This is a genomic window from Citrobacter sp. Cb023 (assembly GCF_030336805.1).
Lineage (GTDB): Bacteria > Pseudomonadota > Gammaproteobacteria > Enterobacterales > Enterobacteriaceae > Citrobacter > Citrobacter braakii.
Genome location: NZ_JAOWCV010000032.1, coordinates 129,165 through 142,195 on the forward strand (window position 1 = coordinate 129,165; position 13,031 = coordinate 142,195).

At 52.0% G+C, this 13,031-nt stretch carries 16 protein-coding genes; 7 read left to right on the forward strand and 9 right to left on the reverse strand.

Features of this window, described 5'->3' with window-relative positions:
* Positions 1-2 precede the first annotated feature (2 nt).
* Positions 3-278: a DNA-directed RNA polymerase subunit omega gene (gene rpoZ / locus OGW44_RS07070; protein WP_000135058.1), complete on the reverse strand. Its 276-nt coding sequence runs from the start codon at positions 276-278 to the stop codon at positions 3-5.
* 54 nt (positions 279-332) lie between these two features.
* Positions 333-956, reverse strand: coding sequence for a guanylate kinase (gmk, locus tag OGW44_RS07075; RefSeq protein WP_016155006.1), 624 nt, complete (start codon positions 954-956; stop codon positions 333-335).
* A gap of 261 nt (positions 957-1,217) precedes the next feature.
* Between gmk and ligB the strand changes: the two genes are divergently transcribed.
* Positions 1,218-2,897: an NAD-dependent DNA ligase LigB gene (gene ligB, locus OGW44_RS07080; RefSeq protein ID WP_185654906.1), complete on the forward strand. Its 1,680-nt coding sequence runs from the start codon at positions 1,218-1,220 to the stop codon at positions 2,895-2,897.
* Here ligB and OGW44_RS07085 read toward each other — a convergent pair.
* On the reverse strand, positions 2,894-3,511 hold the full coding sequence (locus tag OGW44_RS07085) for a trimeric intracellular cation channel family protein (RefSeq protein ID WP_003024049.1): 618 nt from the start codon (positions 3,509-3,511) through the stop codon (positions 2,894-2,896). The genes ligB and OGW44_RS07085 overlap by 4 nt on opposite strands.
* A gap of 256 nt (positions 3,512-3,767) precedes the next feature.
* Entirely contained in the window at positions 3,768-4,631 is an 864-nt protein-coding gene (locus tag OGW44_RS07090; RefSeq protein ID WP_019078038.1) for a YicC/YloC family endoribonuclease, read from the reverse strand.
* 125 nt (positions 4,632-4,756) lie between these two features.
* Here OGW44_RS07090 and rph point away from each other — a divergent pair, with 125 nt between their 5' ends.
* Both rph and pyrE read left to right on the forward strand, forming a co-directional pair.
* Positions 4,757-5,473 carry a ribonuclease PH gene (gene rph / locus OGW44_RS07095; RefSeq protein ID WP_016154991.1) on the forward strand — a complete coding sequence of 239 codons (717 nt, stop codon included), beginning with the start codon at positions 4,757-4,759 and terminating at the stop codon, positions 5,471-5,473.
* 65 nt (positions 5,474-5,538) lie between these two features.
* A complete protein-coding gene (pyrE, locus tag OGW44_RS07100; protein WP_016157763.1) occupies positions 5,539-6,180 on the forward strand; it encodes an orotate phosphoribosyltransferase in 642 nt (213 codons plus the stop codon).
* Between the two features lie 87 nt (positions 6,181-6,267).
* Here the strand turns inward: pyrE and slmA are convergent, their stop codons facing one another.
* The 3 genes from slmA to coaBC form a co-directional block, all read right to left on the reverse strand.
* Entirely contained in the window at positions 6,268-6,864 is a 597-nt protein-coding gene (slmA, locus tag OGW44_RS07105; protein ID WP_016154989.1) for a nucleoid occlusion factor SlmA, read from the reverse strand.
* A gap of 116 nt (positions 6,865-6,980) precedes the next feature.
* Positions 6,981-7,439 carry a dUTP diphosphatase gene (gene dut, locus OGW44_RS07110; RefSeq protein ID WP_016154988.1) on the reverse strand — a complete coding sequence of 153 codons (459 nt, stop codon included), beginning with the start codon at positions 7,437-7,439 and terminating at the stop codon, positions 6,981-6,983.
* On the reverse strand, positions 7,417-8,637 hold the full coding sequence (gene coaBC, locus OGW44_RS07115; RefSeq protein ID WP_137379846.1) for a bifunctional phosphopantothenoylcysteine decarboxylase/phosphopantothenate--cysteine ligase CoaBC: 1,221 nt from the start codon (positions 8,635-8,637) through the stop codon (positions 7,417-7,419). The genes dut and coaBC overlap by 23 nt, the downstream gene beginning before the upstream one ends.
* A 172-nt stretch (positions 8,638-8,809) precedes the next feature.
* On the opposite strand from coaBC, the gene radC reads away from it, so the two are divergent.
* The 4 genes from radC (at position 8,810) to mutM (ending at position 11,084) form a co-directional block, all read left to right on the forward strand.
* Complete coding sequence (radC, locus tag OGW44_RS07120) at positions 8,810-9,475, forward strand: RadC family protein (RefSeq protein ID WP_016154986.1); 666 nt, start codon at positions 8,810-8,812, stop codon at positions 9,473-9,475.
* A gap of 276 nt (positions 9,476-9,751) precedes the next feature.
* Entirely contained in the window at positions 9,752-9,988 is a 237-nt protein-coding gene (gene rpmB / locus OGW44_RS07125) for a 50S ribosomal protein L28 (RefSeq protein WP_003024071.1), read from the forward strand.
* A 20-nt stretch (positions 9,989-10,008) separates the two neighbouring features.
* Positions 10,009-10,176, forward strand: coding sequence for a 50S ribosomal protein L33 (rpmG, locus tag OGW44_RS07130; protein ID WP_003024094.1), 168 nt, complete (start codon positions 10,009-10,011; stop codon positions 10,174-10,176).
* A gap of 98 nt (positions 10,177-10,274) precedes the next feature.
* The gene (gene mutM / locus OGW44_RS07135) at positions 10,275-11,084 is read left to right on the forward strand and encodes a bifunctional DNA-formamidopyrimidine glycosylase/DNA-(apurinic or apyrimidinic site) lyase (RefSeq protein WP_137379813.1); all 810 of its coding nucleotides are present in this window, start codon (positions 10,275-10,277) and stop codon (positions 11,082-11,084) included.
* Between the two features lie 47 nt (positions 11,085-11,131).
* On the opposite strand, the gene coaD is transcribed toward mutM, so the two are convergent.
* Together coaD and waaA are read right to left on the reverse strand one after the other, a co-directional pair.
* Positions 11,132-11,611 carry a pantetheine-phosphate adenylyltransferase gene (coaD, locus tag OGW44_RS07140; protein ID WP_047358802.1) on the reverse strand — a complete coding sequence of 160 codons (480 nt, stop codon included), beginning with the start codon at positions 11,609-11,611 and terminating at the stop codon, positions 11,132-11,134.
* An 8-nt stretch (positions 11,612-11,619) separates the two neighbouring features.
* The gene (gene waaA / locus OGW44_RS07145) at positions 11,620-12,897 is read right to left on the reverse strand and encodes a lipid IV(A) 3-deoxy-D-manno-octulosonic acid transferase (protein ID WP_131347192.1); all 1,278 of its coding nucleotides are present in this window, start codon (positions 12,895-12,897) and stop codon (positions 11,620-11,622) included.
* Between the last annotated feature and the right edge of the window lie 134 nt (positions 12,898-13,031).

The following is a 13,031-nucleotide window of genomic DNA, read 5'->3' on the forward strand; positions in this document are numbered from 1 at the left end:
GATTAACGACGACCTTCAGCAATAGCGGTAACGGCTTGTAATTCAGCGGCTTCCTGCTCTTGCTGTTCCTGGCGCTCACGCACGTCGAGGATCTGGTTGTTGATCAGACCTTCTTCGATTTCGCGCAGCGCGATAACGGTAGTTTTATCGTTTTCTTCCGGTACGAGCGGATCCTTTCCGCCTACCTGCATCTGACGAGCGCGACGCGCGGCGACCAGTACCAGGTCAAAACGGTTACCAATTTTCTCTACAGCGTCCTGAACAGTTACGCGTGCCATACTTAAAATGCTCCACAGGTGAAGAAATGACTGGGCATGATACTGAATGTGGGTTCAGTCTGCCAACAGTTTGCTGATTAAAGCGTCATGACGCTGCTTTTGGCGGCTCATGCGCAGACGTTCGGCGCGAATGATAGTTTTCAAATCGCCCAAGGCGGTATCGAAATCATCATTCACAATAAGATAATCATATTCGGCGTAATGGCTCATTTCTGCAACAGCTTGCGCCATACGTTTTGCGATCACGTCTTCGCTATCCTGACCGCGGCCACGAAGACGGCGATCCAGCTCAATCTTAGATGGCGGCAAAATAAAAATACTGCGCGCATGCGGCATTTTTTGACGAATCTGCTGCGCACCTTGCCAGTCGATATCTAAAAAGACGTCTACGCCGGATGCTAACACTTGCTCAATGGCCTCACGCGAGGTGCCGTAGTAATTACCGAAAACCTCAGCGTGTTCCAGGAACGCGTCTCTGCCAATCATGGTTCTGAATTCGTCATGGTTCACAAAAAAATAGTGTTCACCGTGCACTTCCCCCGGGCGCGGTGCGCGCGTGGTGTGCGAAACAGAAACCTGGGTGTCATACAACGGTTGGGTCTTTAATAAAGCCTGAATCAGGCTGGATTTACCCGCGCCACTGGGGGCAGAAACAATATAAAGCGTGCCTTGAGCCATGAGTATCTTAATGTATGTGATTGTCGAAAGAGAGCCTACATACGGGCTTATTATACACGTAGCCGCTATGTGACGTAGCCCTTGTCACACTTTTTGCGCATGTTTATTGCGTTTTGCGTACCAGTTTCCTGTTTTATCCGCGATTTGCAGCAATTCGTGCAAATGTCAGGAACGTTGCGCGCAGGATGAGTTTTTGCCGCTCTGTTTCCATTTTAATTCGCGTTATATCTGCCGGGAAACGTACTGTTCAGCGGAGATAGCATGGGATTATGGAAATGCATAGGGCTGGTTTTGCTAATGTGGTATCTACCCTCATGGGCGGTATGCCCCGTCTGGTCGCCTGCCAGGGCACAAGAGGAAATTTCACGACTACAGCAGCAGATAACACAGTGGAATGACAGTTACTGGAAACAAGGGGAAAGTGTCGTAGACGACGCCGTTTATGACCAGCTCAATGCGCAGCTCATCCAGTGGCAGCGCTGTTTTGGCGATGAAGCCCCATCAGATCTATCTGCGCCCCCAATAAGTGGAACCGTCTCGCACACCGTTCCCCACACGGGAGTTCGAAAACTTGCCGATAAGCAAGCGCTACAACAATGGATGCATGCTCGTAGCGATCTCTGGGTGCAGCCGAAGGTGGATGGCGTGGCGGTCACGCTGGTTTATCGCAATGGCAATCTGATACGGGCGATTAGCCGTGGTAACGGTCTGAAAGGCGAAGACTGGACGCAAAAGGTTCTTCAGATCCCTTCCGTTCCACGTACTACCAGCGGGCTGCTTTCTAACAGTACGTTGCAGGGGGAGATATTTTTGCAGCAACAAGGGCATATTCAGCAGCAGAGAGGGGGAATGAACGCCCGCTCAAAGGTTGCTGGAATGATGATGCGCCAGAGCAACCCGGAAATGTTACGCTCGCTGGCTATTTTTATCTGGGCCTGGCCTGATGGTCCAGTTGCCATGTCGGAAAGACTTGAGCAACTCACTGCTGCCGGGTTCAGTTTCACGCAACGATATACTCAGGCCGTGAAGAGTGCGGATGACGTCGAGCAGGCGCGCGCCGGGTGGTGGACTTCAGCATTACCTTTTGTGACGGATGGTGTGGTGGTGCGAACGGGAAAAGAACCGCGGGCGCAATACTGGCTACCCGGACAGGGAGACTGGCTGGCTGCGTGGAAATATCCTCCCGTGGCCAGGGTATCTGAGGTGACGGGTATCCAGTTCTCCGTTGGCAAAAGTGGGAAAATTGCGGTGGTTGCATTGCTGGTCCCCGTCATGCTGGATGATAAGCGGGTGCAGCGCGTCAATATTGGCTCAGTACGGCGCTGGAATGAATGGGATATTGCGCCTGGCGATCAGATTCTGATAAGTCTGGCTGGACAGGGGATTCCCCGTATAGATGAGGTGGTCTGGCGCAGCACCCAGCGTAATAAGCCAGCGCCACCTGAGGGGCGCTTCAATTCACTAACTTGTTTTTATGCCACAGCGGAGTGTCAGGAACAGTTTGTTGCCAGGCTCGTCTGGCTGGGGGCCAAAGATGTGTTAGGGCTGGAGGGTATGGGCGAGGCGGGATGGCGGGAGCTACATCAGACGTATCGCTTTGAACATATCTTTTCCTGGCTTGGATTAACACAGGAGCAGCTACAGTCCACATTTGGCGTGAACAAAGGGGGAAAGCTGTGGCATCAGTTCAATCTGTCACGCCATCTTCCATTTACGCGCTGGGTGATTGCCATGGGAATACCGTTAACACAGGCAACGTTGAATGCCAGTCGGGATGGTTCGTGGCAGCAGTTACGGGATCGCAGTGAACAAAGCTGGCGGCAATTTCCTTTCATGGGAGAGCGACGGGCACGACAGGTTATTCAGTGGCTGGAGGATAAAGAGATCACAGCGCTGAGCAACTGGTTAGCTGCTCAGCGGATCACGGGCTTTATGCCTTAATGGCCTTCATGGCGATAGTAAAATACCGGCAGCCCCAACTTCAGGCGCAGGGCCAGTAGTCGGGCCGTAAAGCCGAAGAGCAGGGTAGAGATCACCACCACATCGTGGCTGGAGACATAATGTTGCAGCACGATATACAGCACAGCAGCGGCAAATGAAACGCCGGCATACAGTTCTTTCTGGAATACTAACGGGATGCGTTTGCAGAACATGTCACGTAATACACCACCAAAGACCCCGGTAGTGACCGCAGCGACCACGGCAATAATCGGTCCATGACCCATATCCAGTGCCACCTGGGCGCCAATAATAGAAAAGACCACCAGGCCCAGCGCATCCAGGACGAGGAATATTTTACGCAGATAGGGCATGACGGGGGCAATAATGGTGGTGAGTACCGCAGCGGTCGCCACGATAATAACGTATTCAGGGTGCTTTACCCAGCCGAGCGGATAGTGGCCGAGAAGAATGTCGCGTACCGAGCCGCCGCCAATGGCCGTTGCGGTGGCAATGATAATGACGCCAAATGTATCCATACGGCGACGCCCAGCCGCAAGCGCACCGGTCATGGCTTCGGCAGTAATACCAATTAAATATAAAACGTGTAACAGCATGTATTCCCCCTGATTTGCTGGGGCTAAGGTTAACGATTTGTGCGCATTGTCACGATTGAGATTTTCTAAGGTGAAGTGATTTTAATAACTACAGCTAATGTGAGTTTTCTGTAAATGCGTTATGGCATGGGCTTTACTTTATGAATGGTGACAATAAATGATGAGAAAATATAATTCGAACTGGATGGGTCACAACCGAAGTGTTGGGAAAAACACGTAGCCCCGCCGTTTATGGGGGGGCTACGTGGAATGGAGTTTACTCGATATTCTGAATTTGCTCGCGCATTTGCTCGATCAATACCTTCAGTTCAATTGCGGAATTAGTCACCTCGGCATTGATAGACTTGGATGCAAGAGTGTTCGACTCACGGTTGAATTCCTGCATCATGAAGTCCAGACGACGGCCAACAGCCTCTTTTTTCTTCAGAATGTTGTAGGTTTCTTTGACGTGGGCTTCCAGACGATCTAACTCTTCTGCTACATCGATGCGCTGCGCCATCAGCACCAGTTCTTGCTCAAGGCGGTTATTCTCCAGTTGCACCTGGGCGTCTTCCAGTTTGGCTACCAGACGCTCACGCTGCCATTGCAGAATTTCCGGCATATGTGCACGCACTTTAGCGACTTCAGTGCTGACGCCTTCCAGACGCTGCTCGATCAGCGCTTTCAGCGCCTGACCTTCGGTTTCACGCGCGACGATGAAGTCATCCAGCGTACCGTCAAGCGCGGCGAGGATCTCGGCGGCAATGGCGTCCAGATCTTGCTCCTGGGCAGCCATTACGCCTGGCCAGCGCAGGATATCAACTGGGTTAATTTCACCTTCATCACTCTGCATTTTGACCCAGTTAGCAGCGCTAACGAGCTGTTTAGCGAGCTTTTCATTTAGAATCAGCTCGCCCTGGGCGCTGGCATCAGGCTCAAAACGCAGCGTACACTCGACTTTACCGCGCGTCAGACGCGTGCGTATGCGTTCGCGAACAACGGGTTCAAGACTACGGAACTGTTCCGGCAGGCGAAAATAAGTTTCCAGATAACGCTGGTTTACCGAGCGCATTTCCCAGGTAGCGCTACCCCATTCACCCTTGATTTCACGCCGGGCGTAGGCGGTCATGCTGCGGATCATAGACGTTCCTGTTTTTAAAGATGAGATGGGAGGATTATAGCCATCCACGTCTTGTCAGGATAGGAATAACAGTCGGAAGTCCGTATAATGCGCAGCCACATTCGTTTCAAGCCGGAGATTTTATCATGCGTCCAGCAGGTCGTAGTGCCAACCAGGTGCGTCCCGTCACCCTGACCCGTAATTATACAAAACACGCTGAAGGCTCCGTGCTGGTCGAATTTGGTGATACCAAAGTGCTGTGTACCGCCTCTATTGATGAAGGCGTACCGCGTTTTCTGAAAGGTCAGGGCCAGGGCTGGATCACCGCAGAATATGGAATGCTGCCACGCGCCACGCACACCCGTAACGCCCGAGAAGCGGCGAAAGGTAAGCAGGGCGGTCGTACCATGGAAATCCAGCGTCTGATCGCTCGTGCGCTGCGCGCCGCGGTTGATCTGAAGACGCTCGGTGAATTCACTATTACGCTGGACTGCGATGTTATTCAGGCAGATGGCGGTACGCGCACTGCATCAATTACCGGCGCATGTGTGGCGTTGGCTGATGCGCTGAACAAGCTGGTAGCGAGCGGTAAACTGAAAACTAACCCGATGAAAGGGATGGTCGCCGCGGTTTCCGTGGGCATTGTGAACGGTGAGGCGCTCTGTGACCTCGAATATGTTGAAGACTCTGCCGCAGAAACCGACATGAACGTGGTGATGACTGAAGACGGACGCATTATAGAGGTGCAGGGCACGGCAGAAGGCGAGCCGTTCAGCCATGAAGAACTTCTCACCCTACTGGCGTTAGCCCGAGGGGGAATCGAATCCATTGTAACGACGCAGAAGGCGGCGTTAGAAAATTGATTTTAAAGGCGACTGATGAGTCGCCTTTTTTTTGTCTGTAATAAAGTGAGATGAGGAGCGAATCCATGAAACCGTATCAGCGCCAGTTTATTGAGTTTGCGCTTAGCAAGCAGGTACTAAAGTTTGGCGAGTTTACGCTGAAATCCGGGCGTAAAAGCCCCTATTTCTTCAACGCCGGGCTGTTTAATACCGGGCGCTGCCTGGCTCTGTTAGGCCGTTTTTATGCCGAAGCGCTGATGGATTCCGGTATTGAGTTCGATTTGCTGTTTGGTCCGGCCTACAAAGGTATCCCGATTGCGACCACCACGGCTGTTGCGCTGGCGGAACACCACGATAAAGATTTGCCGTACTGCTTTAACCGTAAAGAGGCGAAGACCCACGGTGAAGGCGGTAATCTGGTAGGTAGCGCACTTGAGGGGCGTGTAATGCTGGTGGATGATGTTATCACCGCAGGTACGGCTATTCGTGAGTCGATGGAAATTATTCAGGCTAACGGTGCCACGCTGGCGGGGGTACTGATTTCTCTCGATCGTCAGGAACGCGGTCGCGGCGAGATTTCAGCGATTCAGGAAGTGGAACGCGATTATGGCTGCAAGGTGATTTCTATCATTACCCTGAAAGATCTGATTGCGTATCTGGAAGAAAAACCAGAAATGGCAGAACATCTGGCCGCAGTACGGGCGTATCGCGAAGCGTACGGCGTATAAGAACTGCCGGATGGCGCTGCGCTTATCCAGCCTACGCACCGCGGGGTTCGTAGGCAAAATAGGCGAGGTCGCCATCCAACAACGGTGTTACTGCAATTGAGCGGCAACCAACGGCCAGCGGATGTCGAAATCATCCGTTGGACGGTATTTAAATTCGCTACGTACAAACCGGGACAGCATACCTTCGCAGAAAGCCAGTAACTGGCTGGCCAGCAGCGTTTCATCCACGGTGTAGCCTTCACCTTCACGCATTCTTTTTTCTCGCAGAACCTGGCGTAACTGCGCCTCAATTCGCTCAAAAAGCTGGTTAATACGGCCTTGCAGACGGTCTTGCTCGAACATCAACGCGTGTCCGGTCAGAATTCGCGTCAGGCCAGGATTACGTTCACCGAACCCTAAAATCAGCAGTACGATCAGACGCAATCGCGCGTTAGTGTCCTTTTCATCTTTCAAAATCAGATTGATACGGGTAATCAGACTATCTTCGATAAACTCAATCAGGCTATCGAACATGCGGGTCTTGCTGGGAAAATGGCGATACAAGGCCGCTTCGGAAACGCCCACAGAGGCCGCCAGTTTAGCTGTCGTGATGCGTTGGCTACCATCGCTGGACTCAAGCATCAGTGCCAGAGACTGAAGTATTTCTTCGCGACGATTCCTTTTCGCAGTTTGCTTTTCTACCATGTTACAAAATACCCCTGAAAATAAGCTCTTGCCAGGCAGGCATCCACACAGCGACCGCAAACGGGTGTTTGCGGTGTGTTATTGCGTTATTACGCTGTGAGATACTTTTCTGCGGGTTACTTGCGCCCGGAATGGCCGAAGCCACCTTCGCCACGATCGGTGGCTTCAAACTCTTCCACCAAATTAAATTCAGCCTGGACGACCGGTACAAATACCATCTGCGCGATACGTTCGCCCGGTTCAATAGTAAAGTTGTCCTGACCACGGTTCCAGATTGAAACCATCAGCTGGCCCTGGTAGTCGGAATCAATCAAACCGACCAGATTGCCCAGTACGATCCCGTGCTTATGGCCCAGCCCGGAGCGCGGGAGCATCACCGCCGCAAGAGAAGGATCGGCAATGTGGATAGCTAACCCGGTTGGCACCAGCGTTGTTGCGCCAGGCGCCAGTTCTACGGCGTCATCAAGACAGGCACGCAGGTCAAGTCCGGCAGAACCAGAAGTGGCGTACGTCGGGAGCGGAAATTGTTGCCCTACGCGCGGGTCCAGAATCTTAACGTCGATTTTTTTCATCATAACGGGTCACGATCTCGTCGAGTAATAATTGGCCCAGGAGTTCTTTGCGCTCAAGCGGTAAGACTTTATCTCCATCCTGCCAAAAAAGGTGTAATGCGTTGCTGTCGCTGTTAAATCCTTGAGTAGACAGCGAAACGTCGTTCGCACAGATCACATCAAGGTTTTTGCGGATGCGTTTTTGCCGGGCATATTCTTCCACATTATTTGTTTCGGCGGCAAACCCAACGACAAAAGGACGATTAGCATCCAGTGCGGCAACACCAGCGATGATGTCCGGGTTTTTGACCATTTTTACTGTTAATTCATCACCCTGCGTTGCCTGTTTTTTGATTTTTTCACTGGCGACAGTTTCAGCGCGATAATCAGCGACTGCGGCGCAGCCGATAAAAATATGCTGTTGTTGCACCGCAGATTGCACGGCGGCTTCCATTTCCAGCGCGGTCATCACATCAATGCGCTGGACAAAAGGCGGTGTAGGTAACGAAACCGGACCTGATACCAGCGTGACGTTTGCCCCGCGTTTTGCGGCAGCGGCCGCGATAGCAAATCCCATTTTCCCGGAGCTGTGGTTGGAAATATAACGCACGGGATCAAGCGGTTCACGCGTCGGGCCTGCTGTAATCATGATGTTGAGATGTTGCAGATCTTTGACAGGTGAAAAATGTTCTGCCGCCATATCCACAATTGTTAACGGATCCAGCATACGTCCAGGACCGACATCACCACATGCCTGACTACCGCTGTCAGGACCCCAAATGAGCAAACCGCGCGAGGCAAGAATGCCCAGATTGTGTTGGGTTGCGGCAGCGCGGTACATCTGCTGGTTCATAGCCGGCAGCACGGCAACAGGCGCTGGCGTTGCCAGACAGATCGTAGACACCAGATCGTTGGCCATACCTGCGGCAACGCGGGCAATCAGGTCTGCCGTCGCAGGGGCCAGTATAACCAAATCGGCCCATTTCCCCAGCTCAATGTGGCCCATCGCGGCTTCGGCTGCGAGGTCAAGCAGGCTGTCGGAAACGGGATAGCCCGAAACCGCCTGTAAGCTCAGAGGAGTAATAAACGCTTTTGCTGCTTCGGTCATCGCCACGCGGACGTCTGCGCCGCGTTCCCGTAAACGACGCACCAGCTCAGGGGTTTTGTACGCAGCAATCCCGCCACTGACGCCAAGTACGATTTTTTTACCGGCCAGGCTCATCATGATCTTTCCTGTTGGGTTTCACCAGAAGGCGGATATTTTATCACAATCCGCAATGTGTCGTGCTTTTGCCCGCGCTCCAGTTTGCGAGGCTCTACGAAGAAGTGAAAACAGAGCGTCGATTCGCCGCTGGCGTTATGCCACTATGCGGACGCGAAAGGAGGGGAAAAGCATGGAAAATACAGGACGTATAATGCCTAGGGAAAAGCTGTTGGCGCAGGGGGCCAGTTCGCTGACCGACGTAGAGCTACTGGCTCTTTTTCTACGCACCGGGATACTGGGTAAAGATGTGCTTACGCTGGCGAAAGAGATGCTTCAGCATTTTGATTCGTTGTATGGCCTGTTGTCTGCTGATTACATGGATTTCAGCTATGTTCAGGGCATCGGTATCGCGAAGTACGCACAGTTGAAGGGAATAGTGGAGCTGGCAAGGCGCTACTACAACGTACAGGTGATAGAGGAGCGTGCGATACTTAGCCCGGAAATGGCGCGTGAATTTCTGCAAAGCCAGCTTTCGCAAGAGGAACGCGAGATCTTTTATGTGATCTTTATGGATTCTCAACATCGCGTGATTAAACACCGTAAACTTTTTTCCGGAACGCTAAGCCACGTTGAAGTGCATCCGCGAGAAATTGTCCGCGAAGCGATAAAAATGAATGCTTCTGCGGTGATCCTTGCACATAATCACCCTTCGGGGTGTGCAGAGCCGAGCAAAGCAGATAAACTCATCACCGAGCGTGTTGTGAAATGCTGTCAGTTCATGGATATCCGGGTGCTTGATCATCTGGTCATTGGGCGCGGAGAGTACGTTTCTTTTGCGGAACGCGGTTGGATTTAACGCACTTTACGCGATCCATCGGGATCTTTGTCTGTTCGGGACTTGAGCACATCGCTGACTCAGCGTATACTACGCCACCTTTGAGAATCTCGGGTTTGGCATTTGGGCCTGGCAATCGAGAGTTCGCAAATACGCAAAATCATTCTTGTTGCGTCCAATGACGAGGCAACGATGAAAGATTTAGTGTATTGAACTGCGATAACCGGGCTGAGAAGCCTGACGAGGCGCCAATACCCCATACGAAGCTCGAGCTAATTTGATTTTTGGAGAATAGACATGTCCCGAGTCTGCCAAGTTACTGGCAAGCGTCCGGTGACCGGTAACAACCGTTCCCACGCACTGAACGCGACTAAACGCCGTTTCCTGCCTAACCTGCACTCTCACCGTTTTTGGGTTGAGAGCGAGAAGCGTTTTGTCACCCTGCGTGTATCTGCTAAAGGTATGCGTGTTATTGATAAGAAAGGCATCGAAACAGTTCTGTCTGAACTGCGTGCCCGTGGCGAAAAGTACTAAGTACTAAGAGGAAATAAATCATGGCTAAAGGTATTCGTGAGAAAATCAAGCTGGTTTCTTCTGCTGGTACTGGTCACTTCTATACCACCACGAAGAACAAACGTACTAAGCCGGAAAAACTGGAGCTGAAAAAGTTCGATCCAGTTGTTCGTCAGCACGTTTTATACAAAGAAGCGAAAATCAAATAATTTCCGCTTTGATGTAAAGAAAAACCCTGCCTCGGCGGGGTTTTTTGTTTTCTGGCCGTCCCCATATTAATGAGACCTGATACACCGCCGGAGATACTATGCCTGAATTACCTGAAGTCGAAACCAGCCGCCGCGGTATTGAGCCGCATCTGGTGGGGGCAACGATTATGCACGCGACTGTGCGTAACGGTCGTTTGCGTTGGCCAGTATCAGAGGAAATCTATCGTCTGAGTGATAAACCTGTCCTGAGCGTACAGCGGCGCGCGAAATACCTGCTGCTGGAGCTATCAGATGGCTGGGTAATCATTCACCTGGGGATGTCGGGTAGTTTGCGTATCCTTTCTGAAGAGCTTCCGGCAGAAAAACATGACCACGTCGACTTAGTGATGAGTAACGGCAAAGTCCTGCGCTATACCGATCCGCGTCGTTTTGGCGCCTGGCTGTGGACTAAAGAGCTGGATGGGCATAATGTCCTCGCCCATCTTGGCCCTGAGCCGCTGAGCGACGATTTCAATGCTGGTTATCTGCAGCAGAAATGTGCGAAGAAGAAAACTGCGATTAAACCCTGGCTGATGGATAACAAGCTGGTCGTGGGGGTGGGAAACATCTATGCCAGCGAGTCGCTGTTTGCGGCTGGTATCCATCCTGACCGTCTGGCGTCATCTTTGTCGCAGGATGAGTGCGAACTGCTGGTGCGCGTTATCAAGGCGGTTTTGCTGCGTTCTATCGAGCAGGGCGGGACCACGCTGAAGGACTTTCTGCAAAGCGACGGTAAGCCGGGTTATTTTGCCCAGGAGCTGCAGGTCTATGGGAGAGAAAGTGAACCCTGTCGCGTATGCGGCGCGCCAATCATTGCGACAAAACACGCTCAGCGCACAACGTTTTATTGCCGTCGCTGTCAGAAATAACACCATTATTGGCCGGACGTAGCGTATGCCTCATCCGGCCAGACGCATTACTTCAGTTTACTCAATAATGCCTGATGAACGTTTTCCGGCAGAAAGTGCGCTACGTCACCCTGGTGGCGGGCAACTTCTTTCACCAGTGACGATGAGATAAATGACCACTCTTTAGACGGCATCAGAAAGACGCTTTCCAGTTGTGGCATCAGATGACGGTTCATATGGGCCAGCTGCATTTCATACTCAAAATCAGCTACCGCACGCAGGCCACGGATCAGAATGTTAGCCTGATTATCGCGGGCAAAGTTTGCCATCAGGTCGCTGAATCCCAGAACCTCCACATTACCGAGATGCGCCGTTGCCTGTTGTGCCAGCTCAACGCGCTCTTCCAGAGTAAACATCGGTTTTTTACTGGGACTTGCGGCAATTGCCAGGATTACGTGATCGAACATGCTTGTCGCTCTTGTCACGATATCGATGTGGCCGTTAGTAATGGGATCAAAGGTTCCTGGATAAATCGCCCGTTTTTGCATGACTTGCCTCAATGCGTTTTGGGTGGCAGATAAGGTTCCAGCAGCTGCAGCAGACGCTGAAGCGCGCCCTGATTTTGATACAGAACTTCAACTGCGTGACGGCCATAAAAATTACGATAATCTGCATCGGTCAGTAAAGAAGAGACCTCTTTCACCAGCGTAGTTGCGTCGGTGACGGTGATCAATCCGCTTGCCTGTTCGAGGCGGGCGCAAATATCTTTAAAATTAAAAGTATGTGGCCCCATCAGTACCGGAATGGCGTGCGCCGCGGCTTCCAGTGGGTTGTGTCCACCGCGTTCAACCAGCGAACCGCCAACAAAAGCAAGGTCGGCAATGCCGTACAGCAACATCAACTCGCCCATGGTGTCGCCGATTACGACCTGGGTTCCTGATGACGGAACTTCGCCTGAAGAACGTGTCGTATAGCTTAGCCCAGCCTGGCGTACGAGGTTAATGGCATCCGGGAACCGTTCAGGATGTCTGGGTACCAGAATCAGTAAAAGATTAGGGAACTGGTTTAATAACGCCTGATGGGCGGCAATGATAATGCTTTCTTCGCCGTCGTGCGTGCTGGTTGCAATCCATACCGGGCGGTGAGGTGCCCATTGACGGCGCAATGTAATCGCTTTTGCGGCCAGCTGCGGCGTGACGGAAATATCAAACTTCAGGCTACCGGTAACGGTGACCTGATTGCTTCTGGCACCAAGCGTGATAAAACGAGCGCCATCTTCTTCGTTCTGGGCGGCAATCAACGTAATTCGGCGCAGTAGCCTGCCAACAAATTTACCTAATTTAGCGTAGCCAGCAGCTGAGCGAGCGGAAAGACGTGCATTGGCAATGACCAGCGGAATATGGCGCTTATGCAGTGCCGCGATCAGATTCGGCCACAGCTCGGTTTCCATAATTAGCACCAGCTTGGGGTCAACTTTATTCAGGAAACGGTTTAGGGCATCCGGTAAATCGTATGGCAGATAAATATGCTGAACGTCAGGGCCAAAAGCGGATTGTACGCGCTCGGAACCGGTTGGCGTCATGGTGGTAACCGTGATCGGCAAGTCGGGGTAACGATGTCGTAGAGCGCGGACTAATGGGATAGCTGCCAGCGTTTCGCCCACGGAAACCGAATGAAGCATGATGCCGCCTGGTTTTAGCGGACGGCGGTAAAAGCCGTAACGTTCACCCCAGCGTTTACGGTAGGCCGGAGCCTTACGTCCGCGCACCCAAAGCCGTATCCAGATCAAAGGCTGAATAAGGTAGAAAAGGGCGGTGTAAAGCAATTCGAGCATAATGGTAGCTGACTTATGAATGTGCTGGGGATTCTATGTATTTAGCTGTGGCTTTACCAATACTTTTCCCATTTTTAAATTAAATAGCGTCCCTCGCGGGGGAAGTCCAGGGTACCAGCATCTTTTGCATCTTT

Coding starts and splice junctions, on each gene's coding strand:
- rph (WP_016154991.1), top strand. CDS start 4,757: ATGCGTCCAGCAGGTCGTAGTGCCAACCAGGTGCGTCCCGTCACCCTG.
- dut (WP_016154988.1), bottom strand. CDS start 7,439: ATGATGAAAAAAATCGACGTTAAGATTCTGGACCCGCGCGTAGGGCAA.
- coaBC (WP_137379846.1), bottom strand. CDS start 8,637: ATGAGCCTGGCCGGTAAAAAAATCGTACTTGGCGTCAGTGGCGGGATT.
- OGW44_RS07090 (WP_019078038.1), bottom strand. CDS start 4,631: ATGATCCGCAGCATGACCGCCTACGCCCGGCGTGAAATCAAGGGTGAA.
- gmk (WP_016155006.1), bottom strand. CDS start 956: ATGGCTCAAGGCACGCTTTATATTGTTTCTGCCCCCAGTGGCGCGGGT.
- rpmG (WP_003024094.1), top strand. CDS start 10,009: ATGGCTAAAGGTATTCGTGAGAAAATCAAGCTGGTTTCTTCTGCTGGT.
- OGW44_RS07085 (WP_003024049.1), bottom strand. CDS start 3,511: ATGCTGTTACACGTTTTATATTTAATTGGTATTACTGCCGAAGCCATG.
- rpoZ (WP_000135058.1), bottom strand. CDS start 278: ATGGCACGCGTAACTGTTCAGGACGCTGTAGAGAAAATTGGTAACCGT.
- coaD (WP_047358802.1), bottom strand. CDS start 11,611: ATGCAAAAACGGGCGATTTATCCAGGAACCTTTGATCCCATTACTAAC.
- ligB (WP_185654906.1), top strand. CDS start 1,218: ATGGGATTATGGAAATGCATAGGGCTGGTTTTGCTAATGTGGTATCTA.
- pyrE (WP_016157763.1), top strand. CDS start 5,539: ATGAAACCGTATCAGCGCCAGTTTATTGAGTTTGCGCTTAGCAAGCAG.
- waaA (WP_131347192.1), bottom strand. CDS start 12,897: ATGCTCGAATTGCTTTACACCGCCCTTTTCTACCTTATTCAGCCTTTG.
- slmA (WP_016154989.1), bottom strand. CDS start 6,864: ATGGTAGAAAAGCAAACTGCGAAAAGGAATCGTCGCGAAGAAATACTT.
- radC (WP_016154986.1), top strand. CDS start 8,810: ATGGAAAATACAGGACGTATAATGCCTAGGGAAAAGCTGTTGGCGCAG.
- rpmB (WP_003024071.1), top strand. CDS start 9,752: ATGTCCCGAGTCTGCCAAGTTACTGGCAAGCGTCCGGTGACCGGTAAC.
- mutM (WP_137379813.1), top strand. CDS start 10,275: ATGCCTGAATTACCTGAAGTCGAAACCAGCCGCCGCGGTATTGAGCCG.